The sequence below is a fragment of the Streptomyces sp. NPDC017940 genome (genome assembly GCF_044328435.1).
In the GTDB taxonomy this organism is placed as follows: domain Bacteria; phylum Actinomycetota; class Actinomycetes; order Streptomycetales; family Streptomycetaceae; genus Streptomyces.
In genome coordinates this window covers 296,517-314,326 of the sequence record NZ_JBIRHJ010000005.1, presented here as the reverse complement: position 1 = coordinate 314,326, position 17,810 = coordinate 296,517, and the positions used below count along the sequence as shown (strand labels likewise).

The 17,810-nt window shown below is 73.9% G+C and carries 2 protein-coding genes; both read left to right on the top strand.

The window, feature by feature from the left end; genetic code table 11:
- The first annotated feature begins 143 nt into the window (after positions 1-143).
- Positions 144-8,225 (top strand): amino acid adenylation domain-containing protein, encoded by an 8,082-nt coding sequence (locus tag ACH4DX_RS19420; protein WP_398156003.1) that lies wholly within the window; start codon positions 144-146, stop codon positions 8,223-8,225.
- An 8-nt stretch (positions 8,226-8,233) separates the two neighbouring features.
- Positions 8,234-17,800: an amino acid adenylation domain-containing protein gene (locus ACH4DX_RS19415; RefSeq protein ID WP_398156221.1), complete on the top strand. Its 9,567-nt coding sequence runs from the start codon at positions 8,234-8,236 to the stop codon at positions 17,798-17,800.
- Positions 17,801-17,810 lie beyond the last annotated feature (10 nt).

Here is a 17,810-nt window from a genome sequence, read left to right as displayed (position 1 = left end):
AGGACACACCGGGTGATGGCCAATTCCGTTTCCTAGTCTGGCCAACATCTTTCACCCCGGTTCCCGGGGCACATGCCCACGACAAAATTCGGCACGGCGAGTGGCCGTTGACCTGGAACCACGCTTGCTGGGGGGAAACCTGCATGGGTTGTACCGGCACCACATCCGCGCAAGAAGCCATGTGGCTCGCGCAGGAGCTCGCTCCGTCCGCTCCGAACAACGTGGTGACCCTGTGGGACATCGAAGGCGACCTGGACACCGGTCTGCTGGCCGCCGCCCTGCGCGCGGCCGTCGCGGAGGCCGGGGCGCTGACGGTGAACTTCCGCAGGCACGACGACGTGCTCCGGTCCCGTGCCAGGGACGCCGGGACGTGGCAGCCCTTCCACCTCGACGTCACCGGCGCCGCCGACCCCGGCGCCGCGGCCCGCGACGTCGTCGCCGACCTGGTGGGCCGCCCGTTCGACCTGGCCGAGGACGCCCTCCTGCGGATCGGCTCGATCCGGGTGGGCGAGGACCGCCATCTGCTCGTCCTCGTGTTCCACCACATCCTCACCGACGCCTTCGGCGTCCTCACCCTCCTGTCCCGGCGGATCGCGGAGATCTACCGCGCGCTGCGCGCGGGCTCGCCCGTGCCCAAGGGCGCCCCGAACCCGCCGGGCGACGCGGTGGCACAGGACGCCGCCTACCGGGCATCGGCACGGTCCGCCGACGCCGAGCGGTTCTGGCGGGACTACCTCGCCGGTGAGCCGCCCGCCGCCAGGCTGCCCGCGGGCGTCCGCCCGCCCGCCGGCACGCCCGCACCCGCGCCCGGGTACTGGGACGCGCTCACCGCGTGCCAGGGCATGGCCACCCGCACGGCGACGGTGCCCGCGGCCGAGCACGCGGCCTGGGCCCGCGCCGCCGACGCCGCGGGCAGCACGGTGCCCGAGCTGATCGCCGCGGCCGCCACCGCGTTCCTGCGGCACCTGTGCGGCCTCTCCGAGCCGCTGCTCACCATCACCGTCAACCACCGCGTCGGCGCCCTGCGGCGCTCCCTCGGCCTGCTCTCGAACCGCGTGCCGCTGCGCCCCCGCGTGGACCCCGCGGCCGACTTCGTGGCCCTCGCCGAGACGCTCAGCGAGGAGCGGCGCCGCGTCCTGCGGCACGCCCGGCACGACGTCTCCCTGATCAGACGGGCCATCGGCCGCACCGCCGAGACACGCGGTCCCTTCGGCGCCGTCGTCAACGTGATCCCCTTCGTCGAGGCGCTCGACCTCGCGGGGGCCACCGGGCGCTTCGCCGGCGGCACCTTCGGCGTGGTCGACGAGGTCATGGTCTGCGTCTACACCGACGGCCGGGCCGACAGCGATCTGTACATCCGCTTCGACGCGCCGCGCGCGGAGTACGACGAGAACGACGTGGCCGGGCTCACCGACCGGTTCGTGACGTTCCTGCGCACGGCCCTGGCCGACCCGCGCACCCCCGTCGGAGACGTGTCCGTGCTCGGCACCGCCGAACGCCGCGCACTGCTCACCGAGTACGCGGGACCCACCGTCGACCTCCCGCCCGTGACCCTGACCGACCTGCTCGACCGCCAGGCCGACGCCACCCCGGACGCCGTCGCGGTGGCCTTCGGCGACGCCGGCCTCACCTACCGCGAACTCTCCGAACGGTCCGGGCGCCTGGCCCGGCTCCTCGCCGAGCGCGGCGCCGGGCCCGAACGCTTCGTCGCGGTCGCCGTACCCCGCTCCCTGGACCTGGTGGTCGCCCTGGTCGCGGTGCTCAGGGCCGGGGCCGCCTACGTCCCCGTCGACCCGGACTACCCGGCCGCCCGCGTCGCCCTCATGCTCGCCGACGCGGACCCCGCGCTCCTGGTGACGGACAAGGACACCGCGGACCGGCTGCCTCCCACGGACGTCCCCCTGATCACGGTCGACGAGGCCCCGCTCACCGAGGGGCCCGTCCCGCGCGCCGCGCGCCGCGCCGAGCACCCGGCGTACATGATCTACACCTCGGGGTCGACGGGACGGCCCAAGGGCGTCGTCGTCACGCACGCCGCGATCGTCAACCGGCTGCTGTGGATGCAGGACCGCTACCGGCTCGACGGCTCCGACCGGGTGCTGCAAAAGACCTCCGCCTCGTTCGACGTGTCCGTCTGGGAGTTCTTCTGGCCGCTCGTCACCGGCGCCACCCTCGAGGTCGCGAGGCCCGACGGACACCGGGACCCGGCCTACCTCGCCGAACTGATCGGGCGCACCGGCGTCACCACGGCGCACTTCGTTCCCTCCATGCTGGCGGAGTTCGCCACCGCGGAGAACGCCACCGCCGAGTTCGCCACCGCGGAGAACGCCACCGCCGAGTTCGCCACCGCGGGGAACGCCACCGCCCGCACCCCCCTGCGCCGTGTCGTGTGCAGCGGCGAAGCCCTCCCCGCCGACCTCGCCGCCCGCTTCCACGAGACGTTCGGCGTGCCGCTGCACAATCTGTACGGGCCGACCGAGGCGGCCGTCGACGTCACCGCCTGGCAGTACCGGCCGGGGGCGCGCACCGTCCCGATCGGCACGCCGGTCTGGAACACCGCCCTGTACGTCCTCGACGCCGGGCTGCGGCCACTGCCGCCGGGGGTCTTCGGCGACCTCTACATCGCGGGCGCCCAACTCGCCCGCGGCTACCACGAACGGCCCGCCCTGACCGCGGAGCGGTTCGTGGCCTGCCCGTTCGGCCCGCCGGGGCGGCGCATGTACCGGACCGGCGACCTGGCGCGCTGGAACGCCGACGGCGAACTCGAGTTCGCGGGCCGCGCCGATGACCAGGTGAAGATCCGCGGCTTCCGGGTCGAACCCCAGGAGATCGAGGCCACCCTGGCCGACCACCCCGGGGTGCTCCGCGCGGCCGTCGTCGCAAGGACCGGCCGCGGCGCCGACGGGGCCGCGCAACTCATCGCCTACGTCGTCCCCGCGACGACCGGCGCCAAGACCGATCCCGGCACCGACTGGGATCTGCACGCCGGGCTCGACATCGCCGAACTGCGGGGCTTCGTCGCCGCCCGGCTCCCCGCCCACCTGGTACCGGCCGCCTTCGTCCCCCTGGACCGGCTGCCGCTTTCGGCGAACGGCAAGCTGGACCGCTCCGCCCTGCCCGAACCGCAGTTCACCGCGGGCGTCCACCGGCCGCCGCGGACCGCGGACGAACGGCTGCTCGCCGCCGCGTTCGCCGAGGTGCTCGGACTCAGCAGGATCGGTGTCGACGACGACTTCTTCACGCTCGGCGGCGACAGCATCCGGGCGATCCAGGTGGTGGCCCGCGCCCGCGCCGGGAAGCTCGCGTTCAGCCCGCGCACCGTCTTCGAGTGCCGCACCGTCGCCGCGCTCGCCCTGGCCGCCACCCGCGACACCGCCCCGGCGGCACTCGCCGAACTCGACGGCGGCGGCGTCGGCCTGCTGCCCCTGCCCCCGCTGGCGAGGCTGTACGCCGAGCGCGGCCCCGGCCTCGACCGGCTCGCCCAGTGGCTGGTGCTCGAACTGCCCGCGGGAGCGGACCCCGAGCGCCTCACCCGCGTCCTGCGCGCCGTCATCGACCGGCACGACGTGCTGCGCTCACGGCTCACGGACGACGGCCTCCTCGTGCTGGAGCCCGGAGCCCTGGACGCCACCGCCCTGGTCAAGCACGTCGACCGCACCGAACACCGGGGCCCCGACCCCTGGGCCGGCGACACCTGGCAGGCCCTGCTGCGCGCCGAGGCCGCCGAGGCCGTGGGGCACATCGACGCCCGGGCGGGCCGGATGCTGCGGTTCGTCCGGTTCGAGGCGGCCCCGGACACCGCGGGCCGGTTGCTGGTCGTGGCCCACCACCTGGTCGTCGACGGTCTTTCCTGGCGGGTGCTGCTGTCCGACCTGGCCACGGCCTGGCAGCAGGTCGAGGACGGCGCCACGCCCGCGCCGCCCGAGGTGGGGACCTCCCTGCGGCGCTGGCTGCGGGCCCTGGGCGACGAGGCCGCCCGGCCCGCACGCACGGCCGAGGTGTCGCTGTGGCGCGACCTCCTCGCCGCACCGGTGGCACCGGTCGGCTCCCGGCCGCTCGACCCGCGGCGGGACCTCACCGCCGGCACGGACACCGTCAGGGTCCAGCTGCCCGCCGATCTCACCGACGCCGTCATGACCTCGATCCCGGCCGCCTACCGCAGTGGCGCGGACGACGTGCTGCTCACCGCCCTCGTGCTCGCCCTCGCCCACCGGCGGCGGGGCGTGACCGACGGCGCCACCGTCGTACGCCTCGAAGGCCACGGCCGTCAGGACGAGCTCGTGCCGGGCGCCGACCTGTCGCGCACCGTCGGCTGGTTCACCACGGTCGTCCCCGTCCGCTTCGACATCTCCGGGATCGACGTCGACGACGCCCTCGCGGGCGGTGCCGCCGCCGGAGAGGCTCTCCAGCGGATCAAGGAGCAGCGGCGCGCGCTGCCGGACCAGGGCATCGGCTACACCCTGCTGCGCTGTCTCAACGAGGACACCGCGACGCTGCTGCGCCCGTACCCGGCGGACGAGATCGGCTTCAACTTCCTCGGGCACTTCTCCTTCGGCCCCACCCGACGCCCGGCGGGGCACGGTCAGGACACCGTCCGCGGCTCGGCGTGGACCCCGGCGCCCGAGTGCGCAGAACTGGTCGCCGCTCCCGCCCCCGACATGCCCGCGCCCAGCGCCCTCGAACTGAACTCCCTGGTGACCGGCGCGGGCGCCGACGCCCGCCTCACGGCCCTCTTCACCTTCGCCACCGGCGTCCTGAGCGCCGCCGAGGTCCGTGCCCTGTCCGACACCTGGTGCGCGGCGCTGCGCGGTCTGCACCGCCGGGTCGCGGACGGCGGCCACGGCCTCACCCCGTCCGACGTCCCCATGGTGCGCGTCCGTCAGGACGAACTGGACGACTGGCAGCGGCGTTTCGGACGCGTCGGGGACGTCTGGCCGCTCACCCCGCTCCAGGACGGCCTGCTCTACCACACGATGCTCGCGCACACCGCGTCCGAGGCCTATCAGACGCAGTTCGTGTTCCGGCTCGAAGGACCGGTGGACGCCGCTCGTCTGCGGACCGCGGGCCAGGCCCTGCTCGACCGGCACCCCAACCTGCGGACGGCGTTCCTGCCGAGCGCCGGCGGCGAGCCCGTACAGATCGTCGTGGACGGCGTCGCGCTGCCCTGGCGGCACGTGGACCTCAGCGGCGAGGCCGGGGCCGAAGCACGCTTCGAGGCGGTGATCGCGGAGGAGCGCGAGACCCGCTTCCGGCCCGAGAGCCCGCCGCTGCTGCGCCTCACCCTCGTCACGCTCGGCCCCGGACGCGCCGAACTGGCCCTCACGGCCCACCACGTGCTGCTCGACGGCTGGTCGGTGCCGCTGATCGCACGCGAACTCATGGACCTGTACGCCGCCTGCGACCACGCACGGGGACCGGCCTCGGGAACGTCCGCGGAACCGGCCGCGGGTCCAACCGTGAGTCCGGCCGCGGGTCCGGCCTCGGGTCCGGCCTCGGGTCCAGTCATGAGTCCAGTCGCGGGCCCCGCCGCCCCGCACGGCTACCGGGACTTCCTCCGCTGGCTCGCGCGGCAGGACCCGGGGGAGTCCGCCCGGGCCTGGTCCGAGGAACTGGCAGGCGTCGCGGAGCCGACCCTGCTCGCGCCCACGGTTCCTTCGGCCCGCCGCGGCGGCCACGGCAGCGGGCAGCTCGACGCGGCGCTGACCGGCGAGGTCGCCACCGCCCTCGCGCGCAGGGCCGCCGAGTGGGGCGTCACGCCCAACACCCTGGTGCAGGGTGCCTGGGCCGTGGTGCTGGCCGAGCTGACCGGGCGTGCGGACGTGCTGTTCGGCGCCACGGTCGCGGGCCGCCCCTCCGGGCTCCCCGGTGTGGACAGCGTGATCGGTCTTTTCATCAACACGGTGCCGGTGCGGGTGCGGTGCGACCCCGGGGACCCGGTTCCGGATCTCCTCGGCAGGCTCCAGGAAGCCCAGGCGAGGCTCCTCGACCACCACCACATGGGGCTCGCCGACATCCAGCGGGCCACCGGTCTGAGCGCCCTGTTCGACACGCTCGTGGTGTTCGAGTCGTTCCCCGTGGACAGGTCGTCGGGGCGCGCGGCGGACGGGACGGCCGTCCCGGTGGTGACCGGGATCCGCCCGTACGCCCCGCCGCACTACCCGCTCACCGTGATCGCGGCGGCCGACCCGCTGCTGCGGATCTCCTTCCAGTACCGGCGGGACGTCTTCGAGCGGGCCGCCGTGGAAGCGGTCGCAGGCCGTCTCGTACGGGTCCTCAGGGCGTTCGCCGCCGAACCCGGGACAGCCGTCGGCGCGATCGACGTCCTGTCCGAGGCCGAGCGCGAACAGGTCCTCGAGGGCTGGAACGACACCGCGGTCGCACCGCCCGAGCAGACCGTTCCCGAGTTGATCGCGGCGCGGGCGGCGGCCACACCGGACGCGGTCTGCGTCGACTTCCACGGCCACCGCCTGACCTACCGGGACCTCGCGGACCGGGCGGGGCGGCTTGCGCACTGGCTGGCGGGGCAGGGCGTGGGCCCGGAGTCGCGGGTCGTGGTGCTGCTGCCCCGCTCGGTCGACCTGGTCGTGGCCCTGCTCGCGGTGTGGCAGGCGGGTGGCGCCTATGTGCCGGTGGACCCGGAGTATCCGGCCGCGCGGGTGCGGGCCGTGGTCGAGGACAGCGCACCGGTCCTCGTCCTGGACGCGGAACGGCTGGCCGCGGCGAACCTGTCCACCGGCTCGCCCCACGCCGGTCGAGACCCGCAGACGGCGGTCGGCGACGGCGCCCCGCAGCACCCCGCTCACGGCCCCCAGACGGCGGTCGGCGACGCCGCCCCGCACGGCCCCGCCCACGGCCCCCAACTCCCAGTAGGCGCCGACCACGCCGCCTACGTCATCTACACCTCCGGATCCACCGGCAGGCCCAAGGGCGTGGTGATCAGGCACGGCTCCCTCGCGACCCTGCTCGCCGGTATGCAGGATCGGTTCTCCCTGACGCCGGAGGACCGTCTCCTCGCCTGCGCCACCGTCGCGTTCGACATCGCCGCCCTGGAACTCTTCCTGCCCCTGCTGTCCGGCGCCCGCCTGGTCCTCGCCGCCAAGGACGACCTGACCCGGCCCCCGGCCCTCCTCGACCTCGTCGAACGCGGCGGCGTCACCGTCATGCAGGCCACCCCCGCGCTCTGGCAGACCCTGGTCAACCACGCGCCTGGCTGCCTGACCGGACTGCGGGTGATCTCCACGGGCGAGGCCCTGCCCCTGCCGCTAGCCGAAACCCTGTGCAAACACGCCGCGGAGGTCACCAACCTCTACGGCCCCACCGAGACCACCGTCTACGCCACCGCCGCCCGGCTGCTCCCCGGCACCCGCGGCATGCCCCCGGCCGTCGGCGGCCCGGTCCCCGGCACCCGGATCCTCATCCTGAACCGCGCGCTGCGCCCGGTACCGCCCGGTGCCACGGGCGACCTCTGGATCGCCGGTTCGGGCCTGGCCCGCGGCTATCACCAGCGCCCCGGGCTCACTGCCGAGCGCTTCGTGGCCTGCCCCTTCGGTCCGCCGGGCACGCGGATGTACCGCAGCGGCGACCTCGCGCGCTGGACCGCGGGCGGTGAGGTGGAGTACCTCGGCCGCTCGGACCACCAGATCAAACTGCGGGGCTTCCGGATCGAACCCGCCGAGATCGAGCACACCCTGTCCCGCCACCCCGCCGTCCGCCGGGCCGTCGTCATCGCCCGCGAGGACCGCCCGGGCGACCACCGCCTGGTGGCGTACGTGGTGCCGGAGCCCGGGGCGAAGCCGCCCGCGCCGGAACTCCTGCGGGCGAGTGTCGGGGAGCGCCTTCCCGCCTACATGGTCCCGGCCGCGTTCGTGACGCTCACCGAGCTGCCCCTGACGCCGAACGGCAAGCTGGACAGGTTCGCGCTGCCGCGCCCCGAGTTCGGCGGTGACGGCTACCGGGCTCCCCGGACCCCGCGGGAGACGGCCCTGTGCGCACTCTTCGCGGAGGTGCTCGGCGCCGAACGCGTCGGTGTCGACGACGACTTCTTCGCCCTGGGCGGGCACTCCCTGCTCGCCACCCGGCTGGTGGCCCGGGTCCGCGCGGAACTGGGTGTGGAAGTCCTGATGCAGACCCTCTTCACCGCACCCACCGTGGCCGAACTGGCCGCCCGCTGGCAGGAGCTGTCGGCGACCTCCCGCAAGCCGCTGCGCAAGATGACCGAAAGGTAGTGACCATCATGATTCCCCTGTCGTACGCGCAGCGGCGGATGTGGTTCATCAACCGCTTCGAGGGCCCTTCCGCCACCTACAACATCCCGCTCCTGCTGCGCTGCCGCGGCCCGCTCGACACGGCCACGCTGCGGGCCGCCTTCCAGGACGTGATGGCACGTCACGAAGTGCTGCGTACGGTGTTCACCGAGGTCGACGGCCAGCCGTACCAGCGCATCCTGGACCCCGCCGACCTGGAGCTGCCCTGGACCGACTGGGGCCGGGTGGCGCCCGAGCGCGTGTCCGGTGTGATCGCTTCGGTGACCGGGAGCTGGTTCGACCTGGCGGCCGACGTGCCGCTGCGCGGGTGCGTCGTGCGCAGTGCCGACGAGGAATTCCTCGTCGTCCTGGTCATCCACCACATCGCCGGAGACGGCGGCTCCCTCGCGCCGCTGGCCCGCGACGTGTCGGCCGCCTATCGGGCCCGCGTGTCCGGCACCGCCCCCGACTGGCCCGAACTTCGCGTGCAGTATTCCGACTACGCGCTGTGGCAGCGGGAACTCCTCGGCGACGAGAACGACCCGGACAGTGTCGTCACGGCCCAGACCGCCTATTGGCGCGAGGAATTGGCCGGGATATCCCGGCCCCTTCCGCTGCCCCTGGACCGGCCGCGTCCCGCGGTCGCGAGCTTCCGCGGCGAAACCGTACCGGTCGGTCTGTCTGATTCGCTGTTCGCCGAGGTCGAGGAGTTGGCGCAGGCGCGGGGTGTGACGGTTTCCATGGTCCTGCAATCTGCTCTGGCGGTGTTGTTGCATCGCCTGAGTGGGCAGGAAGACATAACCATAGGCTCGCCCATCGCGGGCCGAACCGACGAGGCACTGAACGATTTGGTGGGATTCTTTGTCAATACCTGGGCGCTGCGCTTGAAGTTGAATTCGGAACGGACCTTCGGATGGGTTCTCGAACAGGTCCGGCAGAAAGCGATTGCTGCTTATGATCACCAGGACGTGCCGTTCGAGCGGCTCGTCGAGTTGCTGCGCCCGGAGCGGTCCACCGCGCACCACCCGCTGTTCCAGGTGGTGCTCGCCTGGCAGAACAACACCCCGCCGCGACTGGACCTGCCGGGTCTCACGGTGACGATGGAGCCGCTGCCCACCCACAGCGCCAAGTTCGACCTGTTCTTCAACCTGGCGCCCGACGGTGCCACGGGCTCGGCCGTGGGCGAGATCGAGTACGCCACGGACCTCTTCGACCGGTCCACGGTGGAGGAGATCGCGGCACGGTTCGTGGCGGTCGTCGACGAGGTCGTGGCCGACCCCGGCACCGTCGTCGGCGTACCGGACGGGGGCGGGTCCGGCGCCCGGCTCGACGACGCCGAACGCCGCAAGGTCCTCGTCGAGTGGAACGACACCGCCCGCGCCTTCCCCTGCCCCGGCCCGGTCCATCTGCTGTTCGAGGAGCAGGCCGCACTGCGCCCGGACGCGATCGCCCTGCGCTGGGCGGGCGGCTCCACGCTGACCTACGGCGAGCTGAACCGGTGGGCGAACCACATCGCCTGGGACCTCAAGGAGCGCGGCGTCGGCCCGGAGACGGTCGTGGGCATCGGCATCCGCCGCGGCCCGGCCATGATCGCAGCCGTCTTCGGCGTCCTGAAGGCAGGCGGCGCCTATCTGCCCCTGGAACCGGCACTGCCCGCCGACCGCGTGGCCGGGATGCTCGCCGACGCCGGGTGCGCCCTCGTGCTGTCCTCGCCGGACACCGAGCGCTGGGGCGTGCCGGACGGCGTCGCCCTGGTCGAAGTGGCCGACACCTGGGCCGAAGCCGCCGGCACGTGGGCCGAGGCCACCGGCACGGGCCCGTCCGGCGCCGACCAGGATCCGCAGCCGCACGCCGCACCCGGCCGCACCCCGGAGCGCCGCACCCCGGAGCGCACCGCCGCGGACCGCAACCCCGAGCCCACCGCCGGCCCCGACAGCACCGCGTACATCATCTTCACCTCGGGCAGCACCGGAAAGCCCAAGGGCGTCGCCGTCACCCACCGCCCGGTGCTCAACCTGCTCCACTGGTGCTACCGCACCTTCGCGTTCGGCCCCGACGACGTCGCCCTGTGCGTCACCTCGCTCGGCTTCGACCTCTCCGTCTTCGACGTCTTCGGCCTGCTCGGCTGCGGCGGCGGCCTCTACATCGCGGACGGCGTCCAGCAGCGCGACCCCCAACTGCTGCTCGACGTCCTGCTCACCGAGCCGATCACCTACTGGGACTCGGTGCCCACCACCCTCAACCAGGTCGCGTCCCAGTTCACCGACGGCCACACCTACCGCGGGACCGACAACCTGCGCCTGGTCTTCCTCTCCGGCGACTACACCCCGCTGTCCCTGCCCGACGAGGTCCGCCGGGTGTTCACCGGGGCCGAGATCGTGAGCCTCGGCGGCGCGACCGAGGCGACGGTGTGGTCCAACTACTTCCGGGTCCGCGAGATCGACCCCTCCTGGCGCAGCATCCCGTACGGCAAACCCATCGACAACGCCCGCTACTACGTGCTCGACGACGACATGGAGCCGTGTCCCGTCGGCGTCGAGGGCGATCTCTACATCGGCGGCGACTGCCTGTGCGTCGGCTACGTCAACCGGCCCGAACTCACCGCGGAACGCTTCGTCCGCGACCCCTTCAGCGCGCGTGCCGGAGACCGGCTCTACCGCACCGGGGACCGCGCCAGCTTCTTCCCCGACGGCAACATCTGCTTCCTCGGCCGCGCCGACAACCAGGTCAAGCTGCGCGGCTTCCGTGTCGAGCCCGGCGAGGTCGAGCACACCCTGGTCCGCCACCCCGCCGTCCGCCAGGCCATCGTCACCGCGCGCGAGGACCGGCCGGGGGACCTGCGCCTGATCGCCTACGTCGTCCCCGACCCCGGCGCCCCCGTGCCCGCGGGCGGCAGCGACGACCAGGTCGCCGAATGGCAGGAGGTCTACGACCAGGCGTACTCCGACGACGGCGGCCACGGCTTCGGCGAGGACTTCACCGGCTGGAACAGCTCCTACACCGGTACGCCGATCCCCCTGGAGGAGATGCGGGCCTGGCGCGACGCCGCCGTCGACAGCGTCCTGCGGCACTCGCCGCAGCGCGTCCTGGAGATCGGCGCGGGCTCAGGCCTGCTGCTCGCGCACCTCGCGGGACACGTCGCGCAGTACTGGGCCACCGACCTCTCCCGGGCCGCGGTCCAGCGGCTCCGCGCCCAGGTCGACCCGGCGGGCCTCGGGGACCGGGTGCGGCTGCGCCACCAGGCGGCCGACGACGTCACCGGGCTGCCCCCGGGCGGCTTCGACACCGTGCTGCTCAACTCGGTCGTGCAGTACTTCCCCGACGACGGCTACCTCGCCCGGGTCCTGGACGGCGCCTGGGAACTGCTCGCGCCGGGCGGCCGGATCGTCCTCGGCGACCTCCGGCGGGCCCGTTCCCTGCCCACCTTGCAGACGGGCGTCCAGCGGGCCAAGCACCCCGACGCGGCACCGGACGTCCTGCGCACCACCGTGGAACAGGCCGTCCTCCTGGAGAAGGAACTGGTCGTCGACCCCGAATGGTTCCTGAGCTGGGCGCGGCGGGCCGGCGCGGCAGGCACCGACGTACGCGTCAAGCACGGCACCCACCACAACGAGCTGACCCGGCACCGCTACGAAGTCGTGCTGCACAAGCCGCGCGGACCGGAACCTGGGGGCGCCCCGCACCCGCTCGCCGACATACCCGCCCTGGCCTGGGAAGGCGACCTCGACCGGCTCGCCGACCGGGTGCGCGGGACGGGCCGACCCGCGTTACGGATCACCGGGGTCCCCAACGCCCGCCTCACCGAAGAGGCCGCCGCCGCCCGCGCCCTCGGGCTCGACGACTCCGTGCCGCCGACGACACCGCCCCTCGACCCCGCGGAGATCACCGCCTGGGCCGCCCGGCACGGCTGGGAGGCGGTGCCGACCTGGTCACCCGACGCGGTCGACCTCCTCGACGTCGTCGTGCTCCGCGAGCCCACGGCGGGGACCGCCCTCACCGGCACCTGCCGAGCCGCCACGGACGAACGCCCCCGGGCCAACGACCCCGCGGCCGCCGCGGCCGTCACCGCGCTGCTGCCCGCCCTGCGCACCCACCTGCGCGAGTCCCTGCCCGAGTACATGGTCCCCGCCGCCGTCGTGCCCATCGCCACCGTGCCGCTCACCGACAACGGCAAGCCCGACCGGCGCGCCCTGCCCGCCCCCGACTACACCGCCGGCGCGGGACGGGCCCCCGCCGATGCCGCGGAGGAGTCGCTGTGCGCGCTGTTCGCCGCGGTGCTCGGACTCGACCGGGTCGGCGTGGACGACAACTTCTTCGCCATCGGCGGCCACTCACTGCTCGCCACCCGCCTCGTCAGCCGCATCCGCGGCGAACACGGCGTGGAGATCCCCATCCGGGTCGTCTTCCAGTCGCCCACCGTCGCCGAGCTCGCGGACCACCTGACCACCCTCAGCGACGTCCGCCCGCCGCTCGCACCCCGGGAGCGGCCCGAGCGGCTGCCCCTGTCGTACGCCCAGCAGCGTCTGTGGTTCATCCACCGCTTCGAAGGCGCGTCGGCGACCTACAACATCGCCCTCGCCCTGCGCCTGCGCGGCGACATCGACGCGGCGGCCCTGCGCCGCGCCGTGCACGACGTCGTCGTACGGCACGAGTCGCTGCGCACCGTCTTCGGCGAGGCGGACGGACAGCCCCACCAGCGGATCCTGGAACCGGCGGCCGTCACGGTGCCCTGGCAGGAGCGCGAGGTCACCGAGGCCGAACTGCCCGGCCTCCTGCGGGAGGAGGCGCGCCGCCCCTTCGACCTGTCCGCGGAGATCCCCTTCCGGTCCTGGCTCCTTCGCACCGGCGAGCACGACGCGGTGTTCCTGATCGGCGCCCACCACATCGCCGCCGACGGCTGGTCCGCCCTGCCGCTCGCCCAGGACCTCACCACCGCGTACGAGGCCCGCCGCGCCGACCGGGCGCCCGGCTGGGAGCCGCTGCCCGTGCAGTACGCCGACTACACCCTCTGGCAGCGCGAACTCCTCGGCGACGACGCCACCCCCGGTAGCCGCTACCGGCGCCAGCTCGACTACTGGACCACCCAGCTCGCCGGTCTTCCCGAGACCGTCTCGCCGCCCGCCGACAGGCCCCGGCCCGCCGTCGCCTCGTACGCGGGGGACCTGGTGCCGCTCGCCCTCGACCCCCGGCTCACCGACGGGGTGCGGCGGCTGGCCCAGGAGCACGGCGCCACGGTCTCGATGGTGCTCCAGGCCGCCCTCGCCGCGCTGCTCACCAGGCTCGGCGCGGGCACGGACGTACCGATCGGCTCGCCCATCGCCGGACGCACCGACGAGGCGCTCGGCCGTCTCGTCGGCTTCTTCGTCAACACCTGGGTGCTGCGCGCGGACACCTCTGGCGACCCCGCCTTCACCGAACTTCTCGGCCGGGTCCGCGAGAGCAGCCTGGCCGCCTACGACCACCAGGACATCCCGTTCGAGCACCTCGTCGAGGTGCTCAACCCGGTCCGCTCGCCCGCCCACCACCCGCTGTTCCAGGTGTGCCTGGCGCTCCAGAACAACGCGCGGCCCGAGTTCGACCTGCCGGGCCTTACCGTGAGCGAGGAGCCGTTCGCCCTGGGAACCGCGCGCTTCGACCTGTTCATCAGCCTCACCGAACACGACGACGACGCCGCCGCGCCCGCGCGCATCGAGGGCTTCGCGGAGTACGCCACGGAGCTGTTCGACGCCGGTACGGTCACCGCGCTGCTCGACCGCTGGCTGCACCTGCTGCGCCAGGTGGTCGCCGCCCCGGACACGCCCATCGGCGCCGTCGACGTCCTCGCCGGGCACGAGCGCGCGGCGCTGACCCGCTTCGGCGGCCGGGGCCGTGACGCCCGGTTCGCCGCGGGCACCCTGCACGAACGATTCGCCGCCACGGCCGCCGCGAACCCCGACGCCACCGCGCTCGTCACCGCGGATGCCACCCGCACCTGGACCTACGCCGAGCTCGACCGCTGGGCCAACCGCCTCGCCCACCACTTCCGGGCCCGGGGCGCCCTTCCGCACAGCAGGGTGGCGCTCGTCCTGGAACGCTCACCGCTCCTGGTCGCAGCCGTCCTCGGCGTCCTCAAGGCGGGCGCCACCTATGTGCCGGTCGACCCCACGCACCCGCCCGAGCGCGTCGACTTCCTGCTCGCCGACCTCGACCCGGCCCTGACCGTGGACGAGACCCTCACCGAGGCGGACCTCGACGGGCTGCCCGCCACACCGCCGGACACCGCGGGCGTCGGCGAGCACGCCGTGGCCTACGTGATGTACACCTCCGGTTCCACCGGCCGCCCCAAGGGCGTCGAGGTGACCCACCGCAACGTGGTCGACCTCGCCCTCGACGACTGCTTCGCCGGGGATGCCCACCGCCGCGTCCTGCTGCACTCGCCGCACACCTTCGACGCGTCGACGTACGAGATGTGGGTGCCGCTCCTCGGCGGCGGCACCGCGGTGGTCGCGCGCGCCGGACGGCCGGACACCGCGGAACTCGCGCGGGCGATCACCGAGCGCGGGGTGACGGGGCTGTGGCTGACCGCGGGCCTCTTCGCGGTGATGGCCGAGCAGCACGCCGCGTGCTTCCGCGCCGTGCGGGAGGTGTGGGCGGGCGGCGACGTGCTCTCGCCGACCGCGGTCCGCGCGGTCCTCGACGCCTGCCCCGGCACCACCGTCGTCAACGGCTACGGCCCGACCGAGACCACCACCTTCGCCTCCCGGCACCGGGTGGCCGCGTCGGCACAGTGCACCGACCCGCTGCCCATCGGCACCCCCATGGACGGCAGCAGGCTCCTGGTGCTCGACGACCGGCTGCGGCCGGTGCCGCCCGGCGTCGTGGGCGAGCTGTACATCGGCGGTGACGGCGTGGCCCGCGGCTACGCGGGCCGGCCGGGGCTCACCGCCACCCGGTTCGTGCCGGACCCCTCCGGGCCGCCCGGATCGCGTACGTACCGCACCGGCGACCTGGTGCGCTGGGACGCCGCCGGGCGGCTGCACTACGTCAGCCGCAGCGACGACCAGATCAAGCTGCGCGGCTTCCGCGTCGAGCCGGGCGAGCTGGAGACGGTGCTCCGCGACCAGGACGGCGTGGCGAACGCCGTGGTCGCCGTGCGCCGCGACCGCCTCGGCGACCGCGGCATGGTCGCCTACGTGGTGCCCGACGGCTCCGCCTCCACCGGCCGCGACGCCGCCGAACAGATCGGCGAGTGGCGCGAGATCTACGACACCATGTACGGCGGCACGACGGTCGAGGCCGACGGGGTGGGCGAGGACTTCACCGGCTGGAACAGCTCCTACACCGGCAGCCCCATCCCGTTGGAGGAGATGCGGGACTGGCGCGAGGCCGTCCTGCGGCGGGTGCGCGCCCTGCGCCCGCGCCGGGTACTGGAGATCGGCGTCGGCTCCGGTCTGCTCCTCGGCCCGCTCGCACCGGAGACCGAGGAGTACTGGGGCACGGACTTCTCCGCGCCCGTCGTCGAGCGGCTGCGCGCCCAGACCGGGACCGACTCGCGGCTCGACGGCCGGATCACCCTGCGCTGCCAGCCCGCCGACGACCCCGAGGGGCTGCCCGCGGGCCACTTCGACACGGTCGTCCTCAACTCGGTCGTGCAGTACTTCCCCGACGCCGACTACCTCACCCGGGTGCTGGACCTCGCGATGGACCGCCTCGCACCCGGGGGCCGCGTGCTGATCGGCGACGTCCGCAACCACCGCACCCTGCGGGCGTTCAGCGCCGCCGTGCACCGCTGCCGCAGGCCCGACGACGGACCGGCAGCCGTGCAGGCCGCCGTCGAACGCGCGGTGCTCGGCGAGAAGGAACTCCTCGCCGACCCCGGCTTCTTCGTCCGCTGGGCCGAGGCGAGGCCGGACGCCGTCGCCACCGACATCCGCCTCAAGCGGGGCACCCACCACAACGAACTGACTCGCCACCGCTACGAGGTCGTGCTGCACAAGGCCCCCGCGTCCCCGCTGCACCTCGGCGAGCTGCCCGAGGCGGTGTGGGGAGCGGAGGTCCGCGGCCTCGACGGCCTGGAAGCCGCCCTGGCCCGGCACGGCGGCGGCCTTCGCCTGACCGGGATCCCCAACGCCCGCCTTGCCGGTGAGGCCGCCGAGTGGGGGGCCACCCCCGAACTGGGCGGCACCCTCGACCCCGCGGACCTGGAGGAGTGGGGCGCGCGGCGCGGGATCGCGGTGTACTGCACCTGGTCGGCCCGCGCAGGCGACTGCTTCGAGGCTGCCGTCCTCCCCGACGTCGACGCGGTCTGCTGCGACGGCCTCTACCGGCCCGCCGGCGCCCCCTCGGCCCGGCAGACCAATGTGCCCGCGGTCTCCCGGCGCGTGTCCCGGCTGCCCTCCGTGCTCCGCGAGCGGCTCGCGAGCCGGCTCCCGGAGTTCATGATGCCCGGCGAGATCGTCGTCCTCGACCGGCTGCCCCTCACCGAGAACGGCAAGGTGGACCGTGCCGCGCTGCCCGCACCGGACCCGGTCGGCGGCGACCACCAGGCCCCGCGCACCCCGCGCGAGGAGGAGCTGGCCGCGCTCTTCGCCGAGGTGCTCGGCCTGGACCGGATCGGCGTCCACGACGACTTCTTCGCCAGCGGCGGCCACTCCCTGCGCCTGACCCGCCTGGTCTGGCGGATCCACGAGGACCTCGGTGTGGACGTCCCCATCCGTACGGTGTTCCAGTACCCGACCGTCGCCGAACTCGCCGTACAGATGTCCGCCGACACCGAGGCGGCCTTCGAGGACCCGTTCGCCGTGCTGCTCCCGATCCGCACCGAGGGACACCGCCCCCCGCTGTGGTGGCTGCACCCGGGCGGCGGACTGAGCTGGCCCTACCTCGGCTTCGCCCGCCAGGTGGACCCGGACTGGCCGATGTACGGCATCCAGGCGCGCGGCTTCGACGGGACGACGCCGCCGGCCGGGTCCATCGACGAGATGGTCGAGGACTACCTCGCGCAGGTGCTCGAGGTCCAGCCGAACGGCCCCTACCACCTCCTGGGCTGGTCCTTCGGCGGCACCCTGGCGCACGCCATGGCCGCCGAGCTCCAGCGCCGCGGACACGAGGTGGCGCTCCTGGCGCTGCTCGACGCCGCGCCCTCGCGCCACTTCACCGACCTGGAGGCCCTGGACGAGGCCATGGTCCGCCGCTTCCTCGCCAACTACATGGGGCATCTGGCCGGGATGGAGGAGTACCCCTCCCTGGTCGCCACCGCGTCCTCCATCTTCGTCGGACAGATGGAGCAGATGCGGCGGTTCACCTCACCGCGGTACCGCGGGGACATCGTCTTCTTCAACGCACTCCTCGACCCCGAGACCCACGACAAGCGGGAACTCGAGGAGGAACTCGAGGTGCTCTGGCAGGAGCACGTCGACGGACGAGTGCAGCGCGTCGACATCGCGTGCGCGCACAACGAGATGTACTGGCCGCGGAATGTGGCGGAGATCAGCCGCACCCTCAACCGGATTCTGCGGACAGGCAGCCACACCGATTCGACCGAGAACGGTGCCGAGAGAACCGGAGGACATGGGTGAGGAAGACCAG

Coding starts and splice junctions, on each gene's coding strand:
- ACH4DX_RS19420 (WP_398156003.1), top strand. CDS start 144: ATGGGTTGTACCGGCACCACATCCGCGCAAGAAGCCATGTGGCTCGCG.
- ACH4DX_RS19415 (WP_398156221.1), top strand. CDS start 8,234: ATGATTCCCCTGTCGTACGCGCAGCGGCGGATGTGGTTCATCAACCGC.